Origin of the sequence: Sphingomonas jinjuensis (genome assembly GCF_014197105.1) — a bacterium.
Lineage (GTDB): Bacteria > Pseudomonadota > Alphaproteobacteria > Sphingomonadales > Sphingomonadaceae > Sphingomonas > Sphingomonas jinjuensis.
In genome coordinates, this window is record NZ_JACIEV010000001.1 from 57,467 (window position 1) to 75,571 (window position 18,105).

Here is an 18,105-nt window from a genome sequence, read left to right on the forward strand (position 1 = left end):
CGGCTTTTCTCTTGTCCGTCCCTGTAATCAGCGATCAGTAGGCGCGGGCGACCGCGAACTCGACCGCCTCGACCATCGCCGCGCGGGCCTGGCCATCCGGGAAACCGGCGATCGAATCGATCGCCCGCTGGCCATAGTGGCGGGCGCGCGCCAGCGTGTCGTCGACCGCCCGGCTGCGGCGGACCAGATCGACCGCCTGGGCGAAATCCTCGTCCGACGAACGCCGCCCCTCGACCGCGTCCTTCCAGAACTTGCGGTCGTCGGCGTTGCCGCGGGCATAGGCGAGGATGACGGGCAGCGTCATCTTGCCCTCGCGGAAGTCGTCGCCCGCATCCTTGCCCATCGTGCCGGCGTCGGACACGTAATCGATGGCGTCGTCGACCAGCTGGAACGCGATGCCGAGGTTGCGGCCATAGGCGTCGAGCGCCATTTCCTCGCGCTCCGGCCGCTCGGCGACCACCGCGGCGATGCGGCAGGCGGCGGCGAACAGGGCCGCCGTCTTGGCGTTGATGATGTCGAGGTAGCGATCCTCGCCCAAGTCGACACGCCGCGCGGCAGTCAGCTGGTTGACCTCGCCCTCCGCAATCACGGCCGACGCATTGGACAGGATCTTCAGCACCTTCAGGCTGCCGTCCTCGACCATCAATTCGAAGCTGCGGCTGAACAGGAAGTCGCCGACCAGCACGCTCGCCGGATTGCCCCAGATGATGTTGGCGGTGCGGCGGCCGCGGCGCAGGTCTGACCCGTCGACGACGTCGTCGTGGAGCAGCGTCGCGGTGTGGATGAACTCGACTGCCGCGGCGAGGCGATGGTGGCGGTTCCCGGTATAGCCGATCAGCCGCGCACTCGCGAGCGTCAGCATCGGCCGCATCCGCTTGCCGCCGCCTGCGATCAGGTGGCCGGCCAGCTCCGGGATCAGCGGGATCTGCGACTGCATGCGGTCGAGGATCACCGCATTGACCGAATTCATGTCGCCGGCCACGAGTTGCAGCATCGGCTCGAGGCTGGGCTGGCGATCGGCGAGACGGTGGATGGTCGCGGTCATGCTCGCGTGGCTGTGGCGGCTGGGGTTGGCAAAGGCAAGCCCGCGCTTCATGGAGTTGCGCGAGGGCAAGGGGCGAACGATGACCGACGACGTGCTGCAGGGCTATCGCAAGAGCATCGACAATATCGACGCGGCGCTCGTCCATCTGCTCGCCGAGCGCTTCAAGGTGACGCAGGCGGTGGGCCGGTACAAGGCGACGTCCGGGCTGCCCGCCGCCGATCCGGGCCGCGAGGAGCACCAGATCGCGCGCCTGCGCCGGCTGGCGGAGGACGCCGAGCTCGACCCCGAGTTCAGCGAGAAGTTCCTGCGCTTCATCATCGACGAGGTGATCCGCCATCACCAGCAGATGCAGGCGTGATCCAGCCATGACCGGTTCATGGGACGGTTGGTTATGCCGGCGGGCATGATCGCGTTTCTCGCCCTCGCCACCGCCGCGCCTATGATCGCCCCCCAGCAGGCGATCCTCGGCACCTGGCACAATCCGAAGAATTCGGTCGCGGTGAAGACCGGGGCGTGCGGCGACAAGCTGTGCGGCTGGGTCGTGCGCGCGAGCGACAAGGCCAAGGCCGACGTCGCGCGTCACGGCGGGCCGCCGCTGATCGGCACCGCGCTGCTGCGCGAATATCGCGTCAGCGGGCGTGGCAAATGGTCGGGCCAGGTGTGGATTCCCGACATGGGGCGCTCATTCGGATCGACGATCGCGATGAACGATGCGGACACGATCACGGTCAAGGGCTGCCTGATCGGCGGCCTCATCTGCAAGTCGCAGGTCTGGCGTCGCGATTGAGCTTCCTGCTGGCCATCGAGGGCGCCGACGGCGCCGGCAAGGCGACCACCGCCGCCGCGGTCACGGCCGCGCTGCGCGACCAGGGGCGCCGCGTCGAGGTGATCTCGTTCCCGCGCTATGGCGCCACGATCGGCGGGCATATGCTGGGCGATTTCCTGGCGGGACGGCTCGAGCGGACGGCGACGCCGCGATCGCTCGCGGTCCTCTACGCGCTCGACCGGCTCGAGTCGGCGGACGTCATCGCCGAGACGATGGCGCGCACCGACGTCATCGTCTTCGACCGCTACATCGCGTCGAACATCGCATACCAGGCGGCAAAGGTGCCCGATGCCGAGGCGCCTGCGCTGATCGACTGGATCGTCGCGCTGGAAACCGTGCAGTTCGCGCTGCCGCGCCCGGCGCTGTCGGTCTATCTCGACACCCCGCTCGACACCGCGCGTCGCCAGATCGCGCAGAAGCAGCAGCGCGACTATACCGACCGCACCTATGACGAGCACGAAGCGGACGTCGCGCTCCAGGCAGCGGTGCGGCGGCGCTATGCGGCGATGGCGGAGGCCGGGACGCTGTCGCCTTGGGCTCGCGTGCAGCCTCTCAACGGCGGCACGATGCGTCCGCCCGCCGACATCGCCGCGGAGATCGTCGCAGCGATGGCGACAGCCTCGACTTAAACGATATCGGCGACCGGCGCGATGGCGACGAAGCTCGCCGCGTTCAGCGCCGTCCCCGCTGCCAGCTGCGCCAGCAGGATCGCCGCGCCCGCCCCGTTAGCGTCGGCATCGAAGAACAGCCGCCCGCTCGCCTGATCATAGACCAGCCGGTCGTCGCCATCCTGCGCCGCGGTGCCAGCCACGAACTCGCTCGACTGGATGCCGCTATCGGTGACCGCGGCGAACACGTTGGTGGCGAGCCCGATCCTGTCGATGCCCGCCTGGAAATCGAGGATGGTGTCGGCATTGCCGCTCGCTGCCGCCGTCGTGAAGGCGAACACGTCCGCCCCGCCGCCCCCCGCGAGCGTATCCGCACCGCCGCGCCCGTCGAGCGTGTTGGCGCCGTCGTTGCCGGCGATCACCTGTGCGGTCTCGTTGCCGGTCAGCACCAATGCATCGGTGCCGCCGCGGTTCTGCGCCGCCAGCGTCTCGACGCTGACGCCGTTGCGCAACTGGTAGCTGGCCGAGGCGACGACGGTGTCGTTGCCCTGCCCGGCATTCTCCACGATCACGACGTGCGCATCGCCGACCGCATAGGTGTCGTCGCCGAACAGCCCGATCAGCGTGTCGGTCCCGCCCGATCCGCCATTGAGCACGTTGTTGCCGTAATTGCCGATGACGAGCTGGCTGGCGTAGTTGCCGATCAGGTCGATCCCGTCGGATGCGCCCTGGACCACGGTCGACAGCACCTCGACCTCGGCAGCGCCCAGGCTGTAGCTGACCGTCGCGAAGACGGTATCGTAGCCGCCGCCGTTCGCTTCCACCACCTGATCGGCGGTCGAGCGGACCTGATAGGTGTCGTTGCCACCGAGCCCGATCAGCGTGTCGCCGCCGCCCGCGCCCGACAGGATGTTGGCGCCGTCGTTGCCGATGATCGTCTGCGCATCGGGGCTGCCCGTGATATTGATCGCGTCGGTGCCGCTGGCCGCCTGGATCGTCTCGACCGAAGTGCCCGCGTTGAGGACGAAGTTGGACGCCGCGGCCGACACGGTGACGACGTCGCTGCCCTCTCCGGCGTTCTCGAACACGACGGTGCGCACGCTGTCGACGAGGTAACGATCATCGCCGCGCAGGCCGATGAGGACGTCGTTCTGGTCGCCCGACCGCGACGTGCCACCGCCGGTCAGCGTATTATTGCCGTAATCGCCGACGATGACCTGGGCATAGCCATTGCCCGCCAGCGCGATCGTGCTCGTCGCGCCGTTGGCCGACGTCGACAGCACCTCGACCTCGGCATCGGCAGCGAGGCTGTAGCTCGCCTCGGCAAAGACGGTGTCCCGTCCCTCGCCGACCGCCTCGACCACCACGTCACCGGCGCGATCGACGACGTAGAGATCATCGCCCTTGCCGCCGATCAGCGTATCAGCGCCGCCGCCGCCCGACAGGATATTGGCGACGTCGTTGCCGGTGATCTTGTCGTCGCCGGCGCCGCCATAGGCGTTCTCGATCGTCGCGCCATAGGCGATGGCGACGTTGTCGGTGCCGGTGAACAGGCTCGGCGTGCCGGTCAGCACCTGGCGGATGAAGCTGGCATAGGCCGGGTACAGGCCCGACCAATAGCTGATCTGGTCGGCAAGCGACGACTGGCCGATGCTGGAATAGGCGCCCGCGCGCAGGTCGATGACGCTCGGCAGGGTGAACGACGAGGTATCGATCGTGTCGTTGCCGCCGGCGTCCCAGATCGTCTGCACGCTCGCGGCGCGCTGGGTGAAGCGATAGACGTCGTCGCCGGTGCGCGTCGACGTCTCGGCGCCGTAGATCGCCTGCGCGGCGAGGATGTCGAGTACCATCGGCGTCGTCGCGACCACCGTCTGCGTCGACGACGACAGGCTGTTGCCCGACTGGCTGAAGGTGACGCTGCTCTCGATCCCCGTGTAGGACATGATCGTGTAGCGGTAATTGTCGAACGCGGCCGGCACCGCCGGCGAATCGAACGAGTGCTTCAGGCCTAGCGTGTGGCCCACCTCGTGCAGCACCGCCTGGTAGCTGTAGGTGCCGGGCAGGAAGCTGTCGCCGCTCTCGCTGTCGTCGATCCAGACGTCGCCGACCCGGCCGCCCGGGGAGACGGGCGTCCCCTGATAGGCATAACCATAGCTGCCGCCGGTATCGGTGAAGGCGATGCGGACCTCGCCGATCGTCGTTCCGCTTTCCGTCACCTCGCGAAAATCGGGCGCGATCAGCCCGTCCCAGACGGCGATGGCGCTGCGAAAGCCGGTGACGAGCGCGGCGTTGGGCGCGGCATAGGCGGCCTTGAACGGTTCGCTTCCCGATCCATAACCGGGCCATTGCGCGCCGGCACCGGGGACCGAAAAGGTGAACTGGTTTGATCCAAGATAGAAACCCGACTGCTGCAGCCAGCTTCGTGCCTGCGCCGCCGTCACGTCGATCGGTCCTGCCATGATGCCCCCGGAAGATACGCCGTACTCTGCGGCGTTATACCACCAAGAACATTAACGGCGAACGACGGACGGCCAGCCGCGATCGCGGATTTGGGGCGTTCCGCCGTTGGTACGCCACCGGTCCCATTGAGTATAATCAATGACGTAGCGATGGCGCCGCGCCGGGCGGCCTGCCACAGTGCCGTATGGAGAGCGCAACGGCCCGCTGGACCGCCACGCGGCGCGCGCTGATCGCCGGGCTGCCGGCGCTCGCGGCGACCGCGGGCTGTTCGCCCCGGCGCGATCCCGACGCGCTGACGTTCTGGGCGATCAGCTATGAAGGCGATTATGCCCCGCACCTGATGCCCGCCTTCACCACGGCGACCGGCATCGCGGTCGAGGTGCAGACGCTGCCCGCCAGCGCCGCGCACGAAAAGCTGCTGACCGCGCAGGCGGGCGGCGCGCTGCCTGACGTCATGATGCTGTACAACGGCTGGGTCGGCACTTTCGCGATGATCGGGGCGCTGCGCCAGGTGCCCGACGCGTCGCTGGTCGCGGACCAGTTTCCCGGCGTGCTGCAGACCGCGCAGTATTTCGGCCGCGACTATGCCGTGCCCTGGTCGGTCGCGCCGCAAGCGCAATTCTATCGCACCGACCTCGTCGAGCGGGCGGGCTATGCCAGTCCGCCGACCGACTGGGCCGAGTGGCGGCGGATGGCGGCGGCGATCAAGCGGCGGGCGCCGAACGATTACGTCATCCTCGCCTATCTCAACTGGTGGGACCTACTGGTGACGCTCGCCGGGCTGACGCAGGCGCGGCCGCTGAAGGATCGCGACACGCGGGGCAATTTCGCCTCGCCCGAATTTCGCGAGGCGCTCGGCTTCTACAAGTCGCTGTTCGACGACGGCTATGCGCCGGTCGCGCTGTCGACCGACATCCAGGATCCCGTCGCCGCCTTCGCGCAAGGCTATTTCGCGATCTATCCGTCGAGCCCGCCGATCATGCTCGACTTCCGCCGCCGCACCGCCGAGCTGCCGCCGGAGCGATGGGGCGTCACGCGGATGCCGGGACCCAATGGCCCCGGCCGCGTCTCGTCGGTATCGGCGAGCGTCGCGGTGACGACGTCGTCGCGCCGCCCCGACGATGCCTGGGCGCTCGTCCGCCACCTGACCAGCGCCGCGAGCGAGCTTCGCTTTCAGGAGCTGATCGAGACGATGCCGGCACGCGCCAGCGCCTGGTCGGCGCCGCAGATGCGCCAACCCCGCCTCGCCCCCTTCGCCGAGCAGGTGCGCGAGCCGGCGCTGTGGCCTGCCATCGCCGAATGGGAGCAGATCCAGACCGAGGTGCAGCTGATCGCCGAGCGGGTCGTGCGCGGCCTGATGACGCTCGACCAGGGCGTGGCGACGATGGATCGCGAGGTCGACCGCATCCTCGCCAAGCGGCGCCAGCTGGTCGAGGCGGGACGGATCGCATGACGCGACAGGAGCGCACCGCCTGGGCCTTCGTGCTGCCCGTGCTCGCGATCATCGGCCTGGTCTTCGTGCTGCCGACCACCCTCGCCTTCGGCTTGAGCGTCACCGACTACAGCATCTATGCGCTCGCCGACTGGAGCAACCTGCGCTTCGTCGGCGTCGGCAATTTCACCGCGCTGCTGACGACGCCGCTGTTCTGGCGCGCACTGAGCAATACCGCGCTGTTCGCGCTGCTCGGCGTGCCGATGGCGATCGCCGCCTCGCTGTTCGCGGCGCTGCTGCTCGACGCCGAGGCGGTACGGTGGAAGCCGCTATGGCGGGTGCTGCTGTTCGCCCCCTATGTCACCAGCGTCGTCGCCACCGCGGTGGTGTGGCGGTTCCTGCTCAACGAGCGCTATGGCCTCATCAACTACGCCCTGGGCTGGGTCGGCATCGCGCCGATCGACTGGCTGGGCAGCCCGACCAGTTCGATCCCGGCGATCCTGCTGTTCGTGACGTGGAAGGTGTTCGGCTACAACATGGTCGTGTTCACCGCGGCGCTGTCGGCGGTGCCGACCGAGCTGATGGAGGCGGCGCGGCTTGACGGCGCGGGGCGCTGGACGCGGTTTCGCCACGTCACCCTGCCCTCCATCGGCCCGACGCTGCTGCTCGCCGCGGTGATGAGCGTCGCGGGGTTCCTGCAGATCTTCGCCGAACCCTATGTCATGACGCTCGGCGGCCCGGCCCAGTCGACGACGACGGTGCTCTATTTCATGTACGACCAGGGGTTCAAATGGTGGAACCTGGGGCTCGCCTCGGCAGTCGCCTTCGTGCTGTTCCTGCTGATCCTGGCGCTGACGATCGTGCAGACGCGGATCGGGCGGCGCTACGAATGGCTGTGAGCGGCCTCCTCGCCCGCCGCGCCCGCGTGGTCGCGCTCAACCTGGCGGTCGCGCTGCTGGCGCTGGCGGTCATCATCCCGCTCGTCTGGATGGTGACGGTGTCGTTCATGCCGCGCTATGCGTCGAGCGCCTTCCCGCCGCCGTTCTGGCCGACGCGCTGGACGTGGGAGAACTATCACGAGCTGCTCGCCCGGCGGCTAATCGACGGCGCGTGGTTCGACTATCGCATCGTGCCGGCGATCGGGAACAGCCTGTTCGTCGCGGGGGTGTCGACGCTGCTCGGGCTGATGCTGACGGTGCCCGCCGGCTATGCCTTCGCCAAGCTGAAGTTCCGCGGTCGCGAACGACTGCTCCAGCTGCTGATCGCCACGCTGGTGGTGCCGGGGCAGGTGGCGATGCTGCCGCTGTTCCTGATCTTCAAGGAGCTGGGGCTGGTCAACAGCTATGCCGGCGTCATCCTGCCGAGCCTCGCCGGCATCTTCGCGATCCTGTTCGTCCGCCAGGCGACGCTGGCGATCCCCGACGAGATGCTCGATGCGGCGCGGCTCGACGGCGCGGGCGAGATGCGGATCTTCGTGTCGCTGGTCCTGCCGCTGCTCGCCCCTGTCACGGTGACGCTGGCGCTGTTCATGTTCCTGGGCTCGTGGAACGACTTCCTCTGGCCGTTGATCGTGCTGGCTGACCAGCAACGCTACACGCTGCCCGTTGCGGTCGCGGCGATCGCGCGCGAACACGCTGCCGATGGCGAGCTGATGATGGCGGCGTCGGTGGTGACGACGATGCCGGTGCTGCTGCTGTTCCTGATGCTCCAGCGCTATTACCTGCGCGGGCTTTTGGGGGGGAGCCTGAAGGGGTAGGCCTATTCAAATCCTCCCCGAGCTCGCTGGGGAAGGAATAGAATAGGTCACGCCGCCATCGGCCAGGCCTTACCCGTCGCATCGAACAGCCGCGCGTTGCCCGGCGCGACGCCGACGCGCAGACGCTCGCCCAGCGAGACGTGGCGATCGCCGGGCAGCTGCGCGACGATCGGCTGGGCATGGCCGGGGCCACCGAGATGCGCGAACGACAGCGGGCCCAGTCGTTCGAACAGCTCGACCGGCCCCTGGAATGCGCCGCCGGGATCGGGCAGCAGATGCTCGGGCCGCACGCCCAGCGTCACCATCTCGCCGACATGCCCCCCGCCCGGCTGCGCCGCGACCGTGACCACCGACCCGTCGGCCAGCCGCACCATGACGCCATCGTCTCCCGTGCCCCAGATCGTCGCGGGGATCAGGTTCATCGCCGGCGACCCGATCGCCGCCGCCACCGCGAGACTGGCGGGATGCGCATAGAGGTCGAGCGGCGCGCCGACCTGCTCGACGCGGCCGTTGGCCATCACCACGATGCGATTGGCGAGCGTCATCGCCTCCAGCTGGTCGTGGGTGACATAGACCATCGTGCGCCCCAGCTGCTGATGCAGCCGCGCGAATTCGTGGCGCATCCGTACACGCAGTTCGCTGTCGAGGTTAGACAGCGGTTCGTCGAGCAGCAGCACGTCGGGCTGGCGGACGATCGCGCGGCCGATCGACACGCGCTGCCGCTGTCCGCCCGACAGCGCCCGCGGGCGTCGGTCGAGCAGCTCCTCCAGCTCCAGCGACGCCGCGACCTTCGCCACCCGCTCGGCGATCTCGGCCTTGGGGCGGCGCGCGACCTTCAGTGGGAAGGCAATGTTCTCGGCGACGGTCAGGTGCGGGTAGAGCGCATAAGACTGGAACACCATTGCGACGCCGCGTTCCGCCGGCGGCAGATGAGTGATGTCGCGGCCGTTGATCGCGATGGTGCCGGCGCTCGGCTCCTCCAGCCCGGCGATCAGCCGTAGCAGCGTCGATTTGCCGCAGCCGGACGGGCCGACGATGACGATGAATTCGCCTTGCTCGATCGACAGGTCGGTGTGGTGAAGCGCCTCGAAGCCGTCCGTATAGCGCTTGGTCAAGCCCTTGATCTCGATCCGTGCCACGCGTGTTTCCCGTCGATCCCACGGCGACTGTCGGCGCTCGACTGCCTGGTGACAAGCCGTTGATTTCGCCGTGGGGGCCGCTAGGCGGCGGCGCGATGCATGGTTGGATCATCCTCGACAAGCCGCTCGGCCTCGGCTCGACCCAGGCGGTGAGCTTGGTGAAGCGCGCGCTTCGCGACGGCGGCTATGGCAAGTTCAAGATCGGCCATGGCGGCACGCTCGACCCGCTTGCCTCCGGCGTCCTGCCGATCGCGATCGGCGAGGCGACGAAGCTGGCCGGGCGGCTGCTCGACAGCGACAAGGCCTATGAATTCACGATCCGCTTCGGCGAACAGACCGATACGCTGGATGCCGAAGGGGCGGTGATTGCGACGAGCGTCGTGCGGTCGACCCTGGCGGACGTCATGGCGGTCTTGCCGCGCTTCACCGGCGGGATCGAGCAGGTGCCGCCGGCCTATTCGGCGCTGAAGGTCGACGGGCAGCGCGCCTACGACCTCGCCCGCGCCGGGGAAGAGGTGGTGCTGGCGACCAGGGCGGTGACGATTCATTCTCTCGAAATCCTCCCCGAGCTTGTCTCGGGGAGGGGGACCGCGCCCGAAGGGCGTGGTGGAGGGGCCGGCGAAGCCGGTGCTGACGCACCGCCCCTCCCTCACTCGCTTCGCGAGCGGTCCCCCTCCCCCAGCGCGCTGGGGGAGGAATTGGAAGAAATCATCCTCCTCGCCCACGTCTCGAAGGGCACCTATGTCCGCAGCCTGGCCCGCGACGTCGCGCTGGCGCTGGGCACGGTCGGCTATGTCACCCATCTGCGCCGCACCAAGGCGGGGCCGTTTACGATCGATCAGGCGATATCGCTGGACAAATTAGCCGAAAGCGGTAAGGCGCGCACCCTTGAACACCTACTCCTGCCGTTGAGGGCGGGGCTGGACGACATCCCGGCTCTCTCCCTCACTCCCGACCAGGCAGGGGCGCTCCGTCAGGGGCGTGTGCTGGCCGGGATCGCCGCCGACGACGGTCTCCACTTCGCGCTTGCCGGCGATACGCCGGTCGCCTTGGTCGAGGTTGCCGACCGACAGGTCAGTGTCGTTCGCGGTTTCAACATGTGACGCGATGTCGAGGACGAAAACGAAATGACGATCACTGCAGAGCGCAAGGACGCGCTCATCAAGGAACACGCCCGCGCCGAGGGTGACACGGGTTCGCCCGAGGTCCAGATCGCGGTGCTGACCGAGCGGATCAAGAATCTGACCGAGCACTTCAAGACCCACGCGAAGGACAACCATTCGCGTCGCGGCCTGCTGATGCTGGTCAACAAGCGGCGTAGCCTGCTGGATTACCTCCGTCACAAGGACGGCCAGCGCTACCTCGATCTCATCGCGAAGCTCGGCCTTCGCAAGTAATCGGAAGGGCGGCCCGACGGGTCGCCCTTTTCGCATCGGCCGCGCGCACAATCCGGTGCCGCGGCAGACGGGGCGACAACTCGTCCCATACCGCCACGGGCCGGTTTAGCCCGTAAGCAGGGTTCCCATGAAAATGGTATTTTCATGGGGTCCCATTGGCCCCCGGCGCATCCGGCGTCGGGAGTGAAGGAAATGATATGTTCGATACCAAGACCGTGACCACCCAATGGGGTGACAAGACGCTGACGCTCGAGACGGGCCGCGTCGCTCGCCAAGCCGATGGCGCGGTGCTCGCCACGCTGGGCGAGACGGTGGTGCTGTGTGCGGTGACCGCCGCCAAGTCGGTGAAGGAAGGGCAGGACTTCTTCCCCCTCACCGTCCACTACCAGGAAAAATATTCGGCCGCAGGGCGCATCCCCGGCGGCTTCTTCAAGCGCGAGCGCGGTGCGACCGAAAAGGAAACGCTGACCAGCCGCCTGATCGATCGCCCGATCCGTCCGCTCTTCCCGGAAGAGTTCCTGAACGAGATCAACGTGATCTGCCAGGTGCTCAGCTATGACGGCGAGAACGAGCCCGACATCCTGGCGATGGTCGCCGCGTCGGCCGCGCTCACCATCTCGGGCGTGCCCTTCATGGGCCCGATCGGCGCCGCGCGCGTCGGCTATGTCGATGGCGAGTACGTCCTCAACCCGACCAACGAGCAGGTGAAGACCGGCGATCTCGACCTGGTCGTCGCCGCGACGCACGACGCCGTCATGATGGTCGAGTCGGAGGCCAAGGAGCTTTCGGAAGAGACCATGCTGGGCGCGGTGATGTTCGCGCACAAGGCGTCGCAGCAGGTGATCGACGCGATCATCGACCTCGCCGAGCAGGCCGCGAAGGAGCCGTGGGAGCTGAAGGCCGGCATCGACACCAAGGCGGTGAAGGCCAAGCTGAAGTCGATCATCGGTGCCGACCTGACCGCCGCGTACAAGCTGCGCGACAAGCAGGCCCGCCAGACCGCGATCAACGACGCCCGCGCCAAGGCACGCGAGCAGCTGGAGTCGCTCAAGCACGAGAACCCGGCCGAGTATCTCGCCAGCCTGAAGCTGGTGAAGAAGCTCGAGGCCGACATCGTACGCGGCGCCATCCTGAAGGACGGCATCCGCATCGACGGCCGCAACACGAAGCAGATCCGCCCGATCGAGGCGATGGTCCACTTCCTGCCGCGCGCGCATGGTTCGGCGCTGTTCACCCGCGGCGAGACGCAGTCGATCTGCACCACGACGCTGGGCACCCGCGATGCGGAGCAGATGATCGACGGCCTGAACGGGCTCAATTACGAGCACTTCATGCTGCACTACAACTTCCCGCCGTACTCGGTCGGTGAAGTGGGTCGCTTCGGTGCGCCGGGTCGCCGCGAAGTCGGCCACGGCAAGCTCGCCTGGCGCGCGCTGCACCCGGTGCTGCCGACGAAGGAAGAGTTCCCCTACACGATCCGCGTCCTGTCGGACATCACCGAGTCGAACGGCTCGTCGTCGATGGCGACGGTGTGCGGCGGTTCGCTGTCGATGATGGACGCCGGCGTGCCGCTGAAGCGTCCGGTGTCGGGCATCGCGATGGGCCTGATCCTGGAGGGCAAGGACTTCGCGGTCCTGTCGGACATCCTGGGCGACGAGGATCACCTCGGCGACATGGACTTCAAGGTCGCGGGCACCAGCGAGGGCATCACCAGCCTGCAGATGGACATCAAGATCGCCGGCATCACCGAGGAGATCATGAAGGTCGCGCTGAGCCAGGCCAAGGAAGGCCGCGCTCACATCCTGGGCGAGATGAACAAGGCGCTCGGCGAGACCCGCAACGAGCTGTCGGCGCACGCACCGCGCATCGAGAGCTTCACGATCGACAAGTCGAAGATCCGCGAAGTGATCGGCACCGGCGGCAAGGTGATCCGCGAGATCGTCGCCACCACCGGCGCCAAGGTCGACATCGACGACGAGGGCGTGATCAAGGTGTCGTCGTCCGACCCGTCGCAGATCGAGGCGGCGATCGCCTGGATCAAGGGGCTGGTCGAAGAGGCCGAGGTCGGCAAGATCTACAACGGCAAGGTCGTCAACCTGGTCGATTTCGGCGCGTTTGTGAACTTCATGGGCGGCAAGGACGGCCTGGTCCACGTCTCCGAGATCCAGAACGACCGCGTCGAGAAGGTCTCCGACGTCCTCAGCGAGGGCCAGGAGGTCAAGGTCAAGGTTCTCGAGATCGATCCGCGTGGCAAGGTTCGCCTGTCGATGCGCGTCGTCGACCAGGAGACCGGCGCCGAGCTGGAGGACACCCGTCCCAAGCGCGAGCCGCGCGAGGGTGGTGATCGTGGCCCGCGCGGCGACCGTGGCGATCGCGGCCCGCGCCGTGACGGCGGCGACCGTGGCGATCGTGGCCCCCGCCGCGACCGTGGCGATCGTGGCGGCGAGCGCAGTGGCGGTGGCGACCGTGGTCCCCGTCGCGAGCGCAGCGAAGGCGGCAAGGACGACGGCCCCGCGCCCGACTTCGCACCCGCCTTCCTGACCGGCGATCGGGACTGATCGTTCGGCTCAAGCTGATAAAAAAGGGCCCCGGAGTGATCCGGGGCCCTTTTTTATGGCGCGGTCGACGAGGGCGCGGGGGAAGTCTTCTCCCCTCCCTGGAAGGGAGGGGTAGGGGGTGGGTATTCACCGCTAGCGACATGCTCTGCGAGGCTCGTAACCCACCCCCGGCCCCTACCTTGCAGGGAGGGGAGCGAGCGACGGTGGCTTACGCCCCCTCGGCCGCCGCCTGGTTTTCGTAGAAGCGCTTCACCACGTCCCACGCCTCTTCGGCGGTCTCGACATAGGTGAAGATCGACAGGTCGCGCTCCGACACCACGCCCTCGTCGACCAGCGCCTGGAAATCGACGACCTTGTCCCAGAATTCGCGGCCGATCAGCAGCACCGGGATCGGCTTGATCTTGCCGGTCTGGATCAGCGTCAGCAGCTCGAACAGCTCGTCGAAGGTGCCGAACCCGCCCGGAAACGCCGCCAGCGCGCGCGCGTGGAGCAGGAAGTGCATCTTGCGCAGCGCGAAATAGTGGAACTGCAGGCTGAGCGATGGCGTGACATAGGGGTTGGGCGCCTGCTCGTGGGGCAGGACGATGTTGAGCCCGATCGATTCCTGGCCGACGTCGGCGGCGCCGCGGTTGGCGGCCTCCATGATCGACGGACCGCCGCCCGAGCAGACGACGAACTGGCGCTTGCCGTCCTCGTCGCGCGGCAGCTCGCTGACGATCCGCGCCAGCTCGCGCGCGACCTCGTAATATTTGCTCTTCGCGACCAGCCGCTCGGCGATGCGGCGGCTCTTGTCGTCGGTGGCGAGTTCGAGCAGCGCCTGCGCCTTCGCCGGCTCGGGAATGCGGGCCGAGCCGTACATGACGAAGGTCGACGCGATGTTCGCCTCGTCGAGCACCAGCTGCGGCTTCAGCAGCTCGAGCTGGAAGCGGACGGGTCGCAGGTCCTCGCGCAACAGGAAGTCCATGTCCTGGAAGGCGAGCTTGTACGCCGGATTTTCGGTCTGCGGCGTCGGGACGACGGTCTTCGCGCTCTCGGCGTCCTGCTTGGCGCGGGGGAAGACGCGGTTCGGTACTTTGGGATCGTTCATCCGGGGCTGGTACGCCTCTCGTCCGTTCGTGTCGAGCGCAGTCGAGACACCGGTCCCTCGACTGCGCTCGGGACGAACGGAGGGGTTATCGACAGAACCCCGCCTTGTCGTCCTCGAGGTGCAAGTGGTTGCGATGGGCCGCATTATAGTCCGGCGTCAGCACCGTTCCGAACCGCCGGCACGCCGATCGGCGGATGACGTCCCAGAACTGGCGGAGCGCCGGGTCGGCGGAGGCCCAGTCGTTCAGGACCGTGATCCGCCGCCCGTCCTTGAGCACGAAGCCGCCGATGTCGATCGCATTGGCGGTGGCATGGCCCGACAGGCGCACCGGCCCGCTGGTGCCGACGGTGTTGCGGCAGGAATAGCTGCCCATGCTCTCGATCTTGGCGAGCTCCGATCCCAGGATCTGATAGGCCGCCGGCGCCACCGCATTGCGCGCCCAGAACGCATAGGCGCGCGCCTCGCCACAGCGGACCGCACCGAGGTTCGTCGTTGGCACGCCGATATCGAGCAGCTTGACCGTGCCGACCAGCCCGCAACCGGGCGCGAACTGCTTGTCGGGCAAAGGCTGGAAATCGACGCCCTCGCGGCGGAGGTCCGCCTGGCATTGCGCGGTTTCGCGGAGGCTGGGGCCCTGAACGACGCGCGGCGGCGGTTGCGAGGGTCGCTCGGGGCTCCCGCATGCGGCGAGGGCGCAACCGACAGCCAAGACGATGTAATGGCGCAATATTCCCCCGTTCGCCCTGAGCCTGTCGAAGGGCAGGAAGCTTTGTTCCCCAGTTGCGGGCGTGTGGGAAGACGCCCTTCGACAAGCTCAGGGCGAACGGAGACGTTGCCGCGATAAACTCGATTGCCAGCCTCCACCCGCATCTGTAGGGCCGTCGACGGGCCACGCGGTCCCAACGCCGCGCGTGCTCTCTGCAAGGAGAGATACATGACCGATACCGTTGCCGCCCCTGGCGTTCAGGGTGCGTCCAAGCCAGCCACGAAGCCGGCTCGTCCCTTTTTCTCGTCGGGTCCCTGCGCGAAGCCTCCGGGCTGGTCCGCCGATGCGCTCGCGACCGACAGCCTCGGCCGTTCGCACCGTTCGAAGATCGGTAAGCAGCGTCTGCAATATTGCATCGACCTGATGCGCGAGGCTCTTCGCCTCCCCGATACCCACCGCATCGGCATCGTTCCCGGGAGCGATACCGGCGCGTTCGAGATGGCGATGTGGACGATGCTCGGCGCCCGCCCCGTCACCACGCTCGCCTGGGAAAGCTTTGGTGAAGGCTGGGTCACCGACGCGGTCAAGCAGCTCAAGATCGACCCCACCGTCATCCGCGCCGATTACGGCCAGCTGCCCGATCTGGCGCAGGTCGACTGGTCGAACGACGTGTTGTTCACCTGGAACGGCACCACCAGCGGCGTGCGCGTGCCGGACGCGGACTGGATCGATGCCGACCGCGAGGGCCTGTCGTTCGCCGACGCGACGTCGGGCGTGTTCGCCTATGACATCGACTGGACCAAGATCGACGTCGCGACGTTCAGCTGGCAGAAGGTGATGGGCGGAGAAGGCGCGCACGGCGTGCTGATCCTGGGGCCCCGCGCGGTCGAGCGGCTCGAAAGCTACACCCCCGCCTGGCCGCTGCCCAAGGTGTTCCGCCTGGTGTCGAAGGGCAAGCTGGCCGAAGGCGTCTTCAAGGGCGAGACGATCAACACCCCCTCGATGCTCGCCGTCGAGGATGCGATCTGGGCGCTCGAGTGGATGAAGGGCCTCGGCCCGGACGGCGTCATCGCCCGCTCCGACGCCAATGCCGCCGCGCTCGACCGGATCGTCGAGAGCCGCGACTGGCTCGGCCACCTCGCCACCGACCCCGCGACGCGATCGAAGACCAGCGTCTGCCTGACCGTCGAGGGCGCCGACGAGGCGTTCATCAAGAAGATGGCCTCGCTGCTCGAGGCGGAAGGCGCGGCGTACGACGTCGCCGGCTATCGCGATGCGCCCGCCGGGCTTCGTATCTGGTGCGGCGCGACCGTCGACACCGCCGATATCGAGGTGCTCGGGCCGTGGCTCGACTGGGCCTACGCGAGCGCCAAGGCCGCTTAATCCTCCCTATTCCGTAATCCCGGCAAAAGCCGGGATCTCCGGCCGCGAGCGAACGGCTTGCCGCACGAGATCCTGACTTTCGTCAGGATGACGTTTGCACAGGAATGCATTCCATGCCCAAGGTACTGATTTCCGACAAGATGGACCCCAAGGCCGCCCAGATCTTCCGCGAGCGCGGGGTCGAGGTCGACGAGATCACCGGCAAGACGCCCGACGAGCTGAAGGCGATCATCGGCGAGTATGACGGCCTCGCCATCCGCTCGTCGACCAAAGTGACCAAGGACATCCTCGACCACGCCACCAATCTGAAGGTCGTCGGCCGCGCCGGCATCGGCGTCGACAACGTCGACATCCCCGCCGCCTCGTCGCGCGGTGTCGTCGTCATGAATACGCCGTTCGGCAATTCGATCACCACCGCCGAGCATGCCATCGCGCTGATGTTCGCGCTTGCCCGCCAGCTGCCCGAGGCCGATGCCTCGACCCAGGCGGGCAAGTGGGAAAAGAACCGCTTCATGGGCGTCGAGCTGACCGCCAAGACGCTCGGCCTGATCGGCGCGGGCAACATCGGCTCGATCGTCGCCGATCGCGCGCGCGGGCTGAAGATGAAGGTCGTCGCCTTCGATCCGTTCCTCACGCCCGAGCGTGCGGTGGAGATGGGGGTCGAGAAGGTGACGCTCGACGAGCTGCTCGCCCGCGCCGACTTCATCACGCTGCACACGCCGCTGACCGACCAGACGCGCAACATCCTGTCGGCCGAGGCGATCGCCAAGACCAAGAAGGGCGTGCGCATCATCAACTGTGCGCGCGGCGGGCTGATCGACGAGGCGGCGCTGAAGGCGGCGCTCGATTCAGGCCAGGTCGGCGGCGCGGCGCTCGACGTGTTCGTCGAGGAGCCGGCGAAGGCGAGCCCGCTGTTCGGCACGCCGGGCTTCATCTCGACCCCGCACCTCGGCGCGTCGACGACCGAGGCGCAGGTCAACGTCGCGATCCAGGTCGCCGAGCAGATGGCCGACTATCTCGTCTCGGGCGGCGTCACCAACGCGCTCAACGTGCCGTCGCTGTCGGCGGAGGAAGCCCCCAAGCTGAAGCCGTACATGGCGCTCGCCGAAAAGCTCGGCAGCCTCGTCGGCCAGCTGACCACCGGCGCGATCGGCCGCATCTCGATCCACACGGAAGGCGCGGCGGCCGAGCTGAACCCGAAGCCGATCACCAGCGCGGTGCTGGCCGGCTTCCTGCGCAACCAGACCGACACGGTGAACATGGTCAACGCGCCATTCCTGGCGAAGGACCGCGGGATGGAGGTGCGCGAGGTCCGCACAGAGCGCGAAGGCGACTATCACACGCTGCTGCGCGTCTCGGTGAAGACCGCCGACGGCGAGCGCTCGGTCGCGGGCACGCTGTTCGGCGACCAGGCGCCCCGCCTCGTCGAGCTGTTCGGGATCAAGGTCGAGGCCGATCTGGCGGGCGACATGCTCTACGTGGTCAACGACGACGCGCCGGGCTTCATCGGCCGGCTGGGCACGCTGCTCGGCCAGGCGGGGGTCAACATCGGCACCTTCCACCTCGGCCGGCGTCAGGCGGGCGGCGAGGCGGTGCTGCTGCTGTCGGTCGACGAGCCGGTGTCGGCGGATCTGCTGGCGCAGGTCAAGGCGTTGCCGGGCGTGCGCACCGCGATGGGCCTCGCCTTCTGAGCGGCTTCGCCCCGCAT

The 18,105-nt window shown here is 67.8% G+C and carries 16 protein-coding genes; 11 read left to right on the plus strand and 5 right to left on the minus strand.

Annotated elements, in window-relative coordinates; translation table 11 throughout:
• Positions 1–34: 34 nt before the first annotated feature.
• Positions 35–1,045 (minus strand): polyprenyl synthetase family protein, encoded by a 1,011-nt coding sequence (locus tag GGQ80_RS00285; RefSeq protein WP_183981709.1) that lies wholly within the window; start codon positions 1,043–1,045, stop codon positions 35–37.
• A gap of 79 nt (positions 1,046–1,124) precedes the next feature.
• Between GGQ80_RS00285 and GGQ80_RS00290 the strand changes: the two genes are divergently transcribed.
• Genes GGQ80_RS00290 through GGQ80_RS00300 form a run of 3 tightly spaced genes read left to right on the plus strand, consistent with a single transcriptional unit; the run spans position 1,125 to position 2,500 of the window.
• A complete protein-coding gene (locus tag GGQ80_RS00290) occupies positions 1,125–1,403 on the plus strand; it encodes a chorismate mutase (protein WP_183982410.1) in 279 nt (92 codons plus the stop codon).
• Positions 1,404–1,448: 45 nt separating this feature from the next.
• Positions 1,449–1,832, plus strand: coding sequence for a DUF2147 domain-containing protein (locus GGQ80_RS00295; protein ID WP_246346760.1), 384 nt, complete (start codon positions 1,449–1,451; stop codon positions 1,830–1,832).
• Positions 1,829–2,500, plus strand: coding sequence for a nucleoside/nucleotide kinase family protein (locus GGQ80_RS00300; protein WP_183981710.1), 672 nt, complete (start codon positions 1,829–1,831; stop codon positions 2,498–2,500). The genes GGQ80_RS00295 and GGQ80_RS00300 overlap by 4 nt, the downstream gene beginning before the upstream one ends.
• On the opposite strand, the gene GGQ80_RS00305 is transcribed toward GGQ80_RS00300, so the two are convergent.
• Positions 2,497–4,938: a M10 family metallopeptidase gene (locus GGQ80_RS00305; protein ID WP_183981711.1), complete on the minus strand. Its 2,442-nt coding sequence runs from the start codon at positions 4,936–4,938 to the stop codon at positions 2,497–2,499. The two genes, GGQ80_RS00300 and GGQ80_RS00305, sit on opposite strands and share 4 nt — an antisense overlap.
• A 185-nt stretch (positions 4,939–5,123) precedes the next feature.
• On the opposite strand from GGQ80_RS00305, the gene GGQ80_RS00310 reads away from it, so the two are divergent.
• Genes GGQ80_RS00310 through GGQ80_RS00320 form a run of 3 tightly spaced genes read left to right on the plus strand, consistent with a single transcriptional unit; the run spans position 5,124 to position 8,127 of the window.
• On the plus strand, positions 5,124–6,392 hold the full coding sequence (locus tag GGQ80_RS00310) for an extracellular solute-binding protein (protein WP_183981712.1): 1,269 nt from the start codon (positions 5,124–5,126) through the stop codon (positions 6,390–6,392).
• Complete coding sequence (locus GGQ80_RS00315; RefSeq protein WP_183981713.1) at positions 6,389–7,270, plus strand: carbohydrate ABC transporter permease; 882 nt, start codon at positions 6,389–6,391, stop codon at positions 7,268–7,270. The genes GGQ80_RS00310 and GGQ80_RS00315 overlap by 4 nt, the downstream gene beginning before the upstream one ends.
• On the plus strand, positions 7,267–8,127 hold the full coding sequence (locus GGQ80_RS00320; RefSeq protein WP_425505990.1) for a carbohydrate ABC transporter permease: 861 nt from the start codon (positions 7,267–7,269) through the stop codon (positions 8,125–8,127). The genes GGQ80_RS00315 and GGQ80_RS00320 overlap by 4 nt, the downstream gene beginning before the upstream one ends.
• A gap of 47 nt (positions 8,128–8,174) precedes the next feature.
• On the opposite strand, the gene GGQ80_RS00325 is transcribed toward GGQ80_RS00320, so the two are convergent.
• On the minus strand, positions 8,175–9,266 hold the full coding sequence (locus GGQ80_RS00325) for a sn-glycerol-3-phosphate ABC transporter ATP-binding protein UgpC (RefSeq protein ID WP_183981715.1): 1,092 nt from the start codon (positions 9,264–9,266) through the stop codon (positions 8,175–8,177).
• A gap of 95 nt (positions 9,267–9,361) precedes the next feature.
• Here GGQ80_RS00325 and truB point away from each other — a divergent pair, with 95 nt between their 5' ends.
• The 3 genes from truB (at position 9,362) to pnp (ending at position 13,221) form a co-directional block, all read left to right on the plus strand.
• A complete protein-coding gene (gene truB / locus GGQ80_RS00330; protein WP_183981716.1) occupies positions 9,362–10,369 on the plus strand; it encodes a tRNA pseudouridine(55) synthase TruB in 1,008 nt (335 codons plus the stop codon).
• 24 nt (positions 10,370–10,393) lie between these two features.
• Positions 10,394–10,663: a 30S ribosomal protein S15 gene (gene rpsO, locus GGQ80_RS00335; protein WP_183981717.1), complete on the plus strand. Its 270-nt coding sequence runs from the start codon at positions 10,394–10,396 to the stop codon at positions 10,661–10,663.
• Positions 10,664–10,860: 197 nt separating this feature from the next.
• Positions 10,861–13,221, plus strand: coding sequence for a polyribonucleotide nucleotidyltransferase (pnp, locus tag GGQ80_RS00340; RefSeq protein ID WP_183981718.1), 2,361 nt, complete (start codon positions 10,861–10,863; stop codon positions 13,219–13,221).
• A gap of 208 nt (positions 13,222–13,429) precedes the next feature.
• On the opposite strand, the gene GGQ80_RS00345 is transcribed toward pnp, so the two are convergent.
• Positions 13,430–14,308, minus strand: coding sequence for an LOG family protein (locus tag GGQ80_RS00345; RefSeq protein ID WP_183981719.1), 879 nt, complete (start codon positions 14,306–14,308; stop codon positions 13,430–13,432).
• A gap of 85 nt (positions 14,309–14,393) precedes the next feature.
• Positions 14,394–15,035, minus strand: coding sequence for an extensin family protein (locus tag GGQ80_RS00350; RefSeq protein ID WP_221364109.1), 642 nt, complete (start codon positions 15,033–15,035; stop codon positions 14,394–14,396).
• Positions 15,036–15,242: 207 nt separating this feature from the next.
• On the opposite strand from GGQ80_RS00350, the gene GGQ80_RS00355 reads away from it, so the two are divergent.
• Both GGQ80_RS00355 and serA read left to right on the plus strand, forming a co-directional pair.
• A complete protein-coding gene (locus tag GGQ80_RS00355) occupies positions 15,243–16,397 on the plus strand; it encodes a phosphoserine transaminase (RefSeq protein WP_183981720.1) in 1,155 nt (384 codons plus the stop codon).
• A gap of 113 nt (positions 16,398–16,510) precedes the next feature.
• Positions 16,511–18,088 (plus strand): phosphoglycerate dehydrogenase, encoded by a 1,578-nt coding sequence (gene serA, locus GGQ80_RS00360; protein WP_183981721.1) that lies wholly within the window; start codon positions 16,511–16,513, stop codon positions 18,086–18,088.
• The last annotated feature ends 17 nt before the right edge of the window (positions 18,089–18,105 follow it).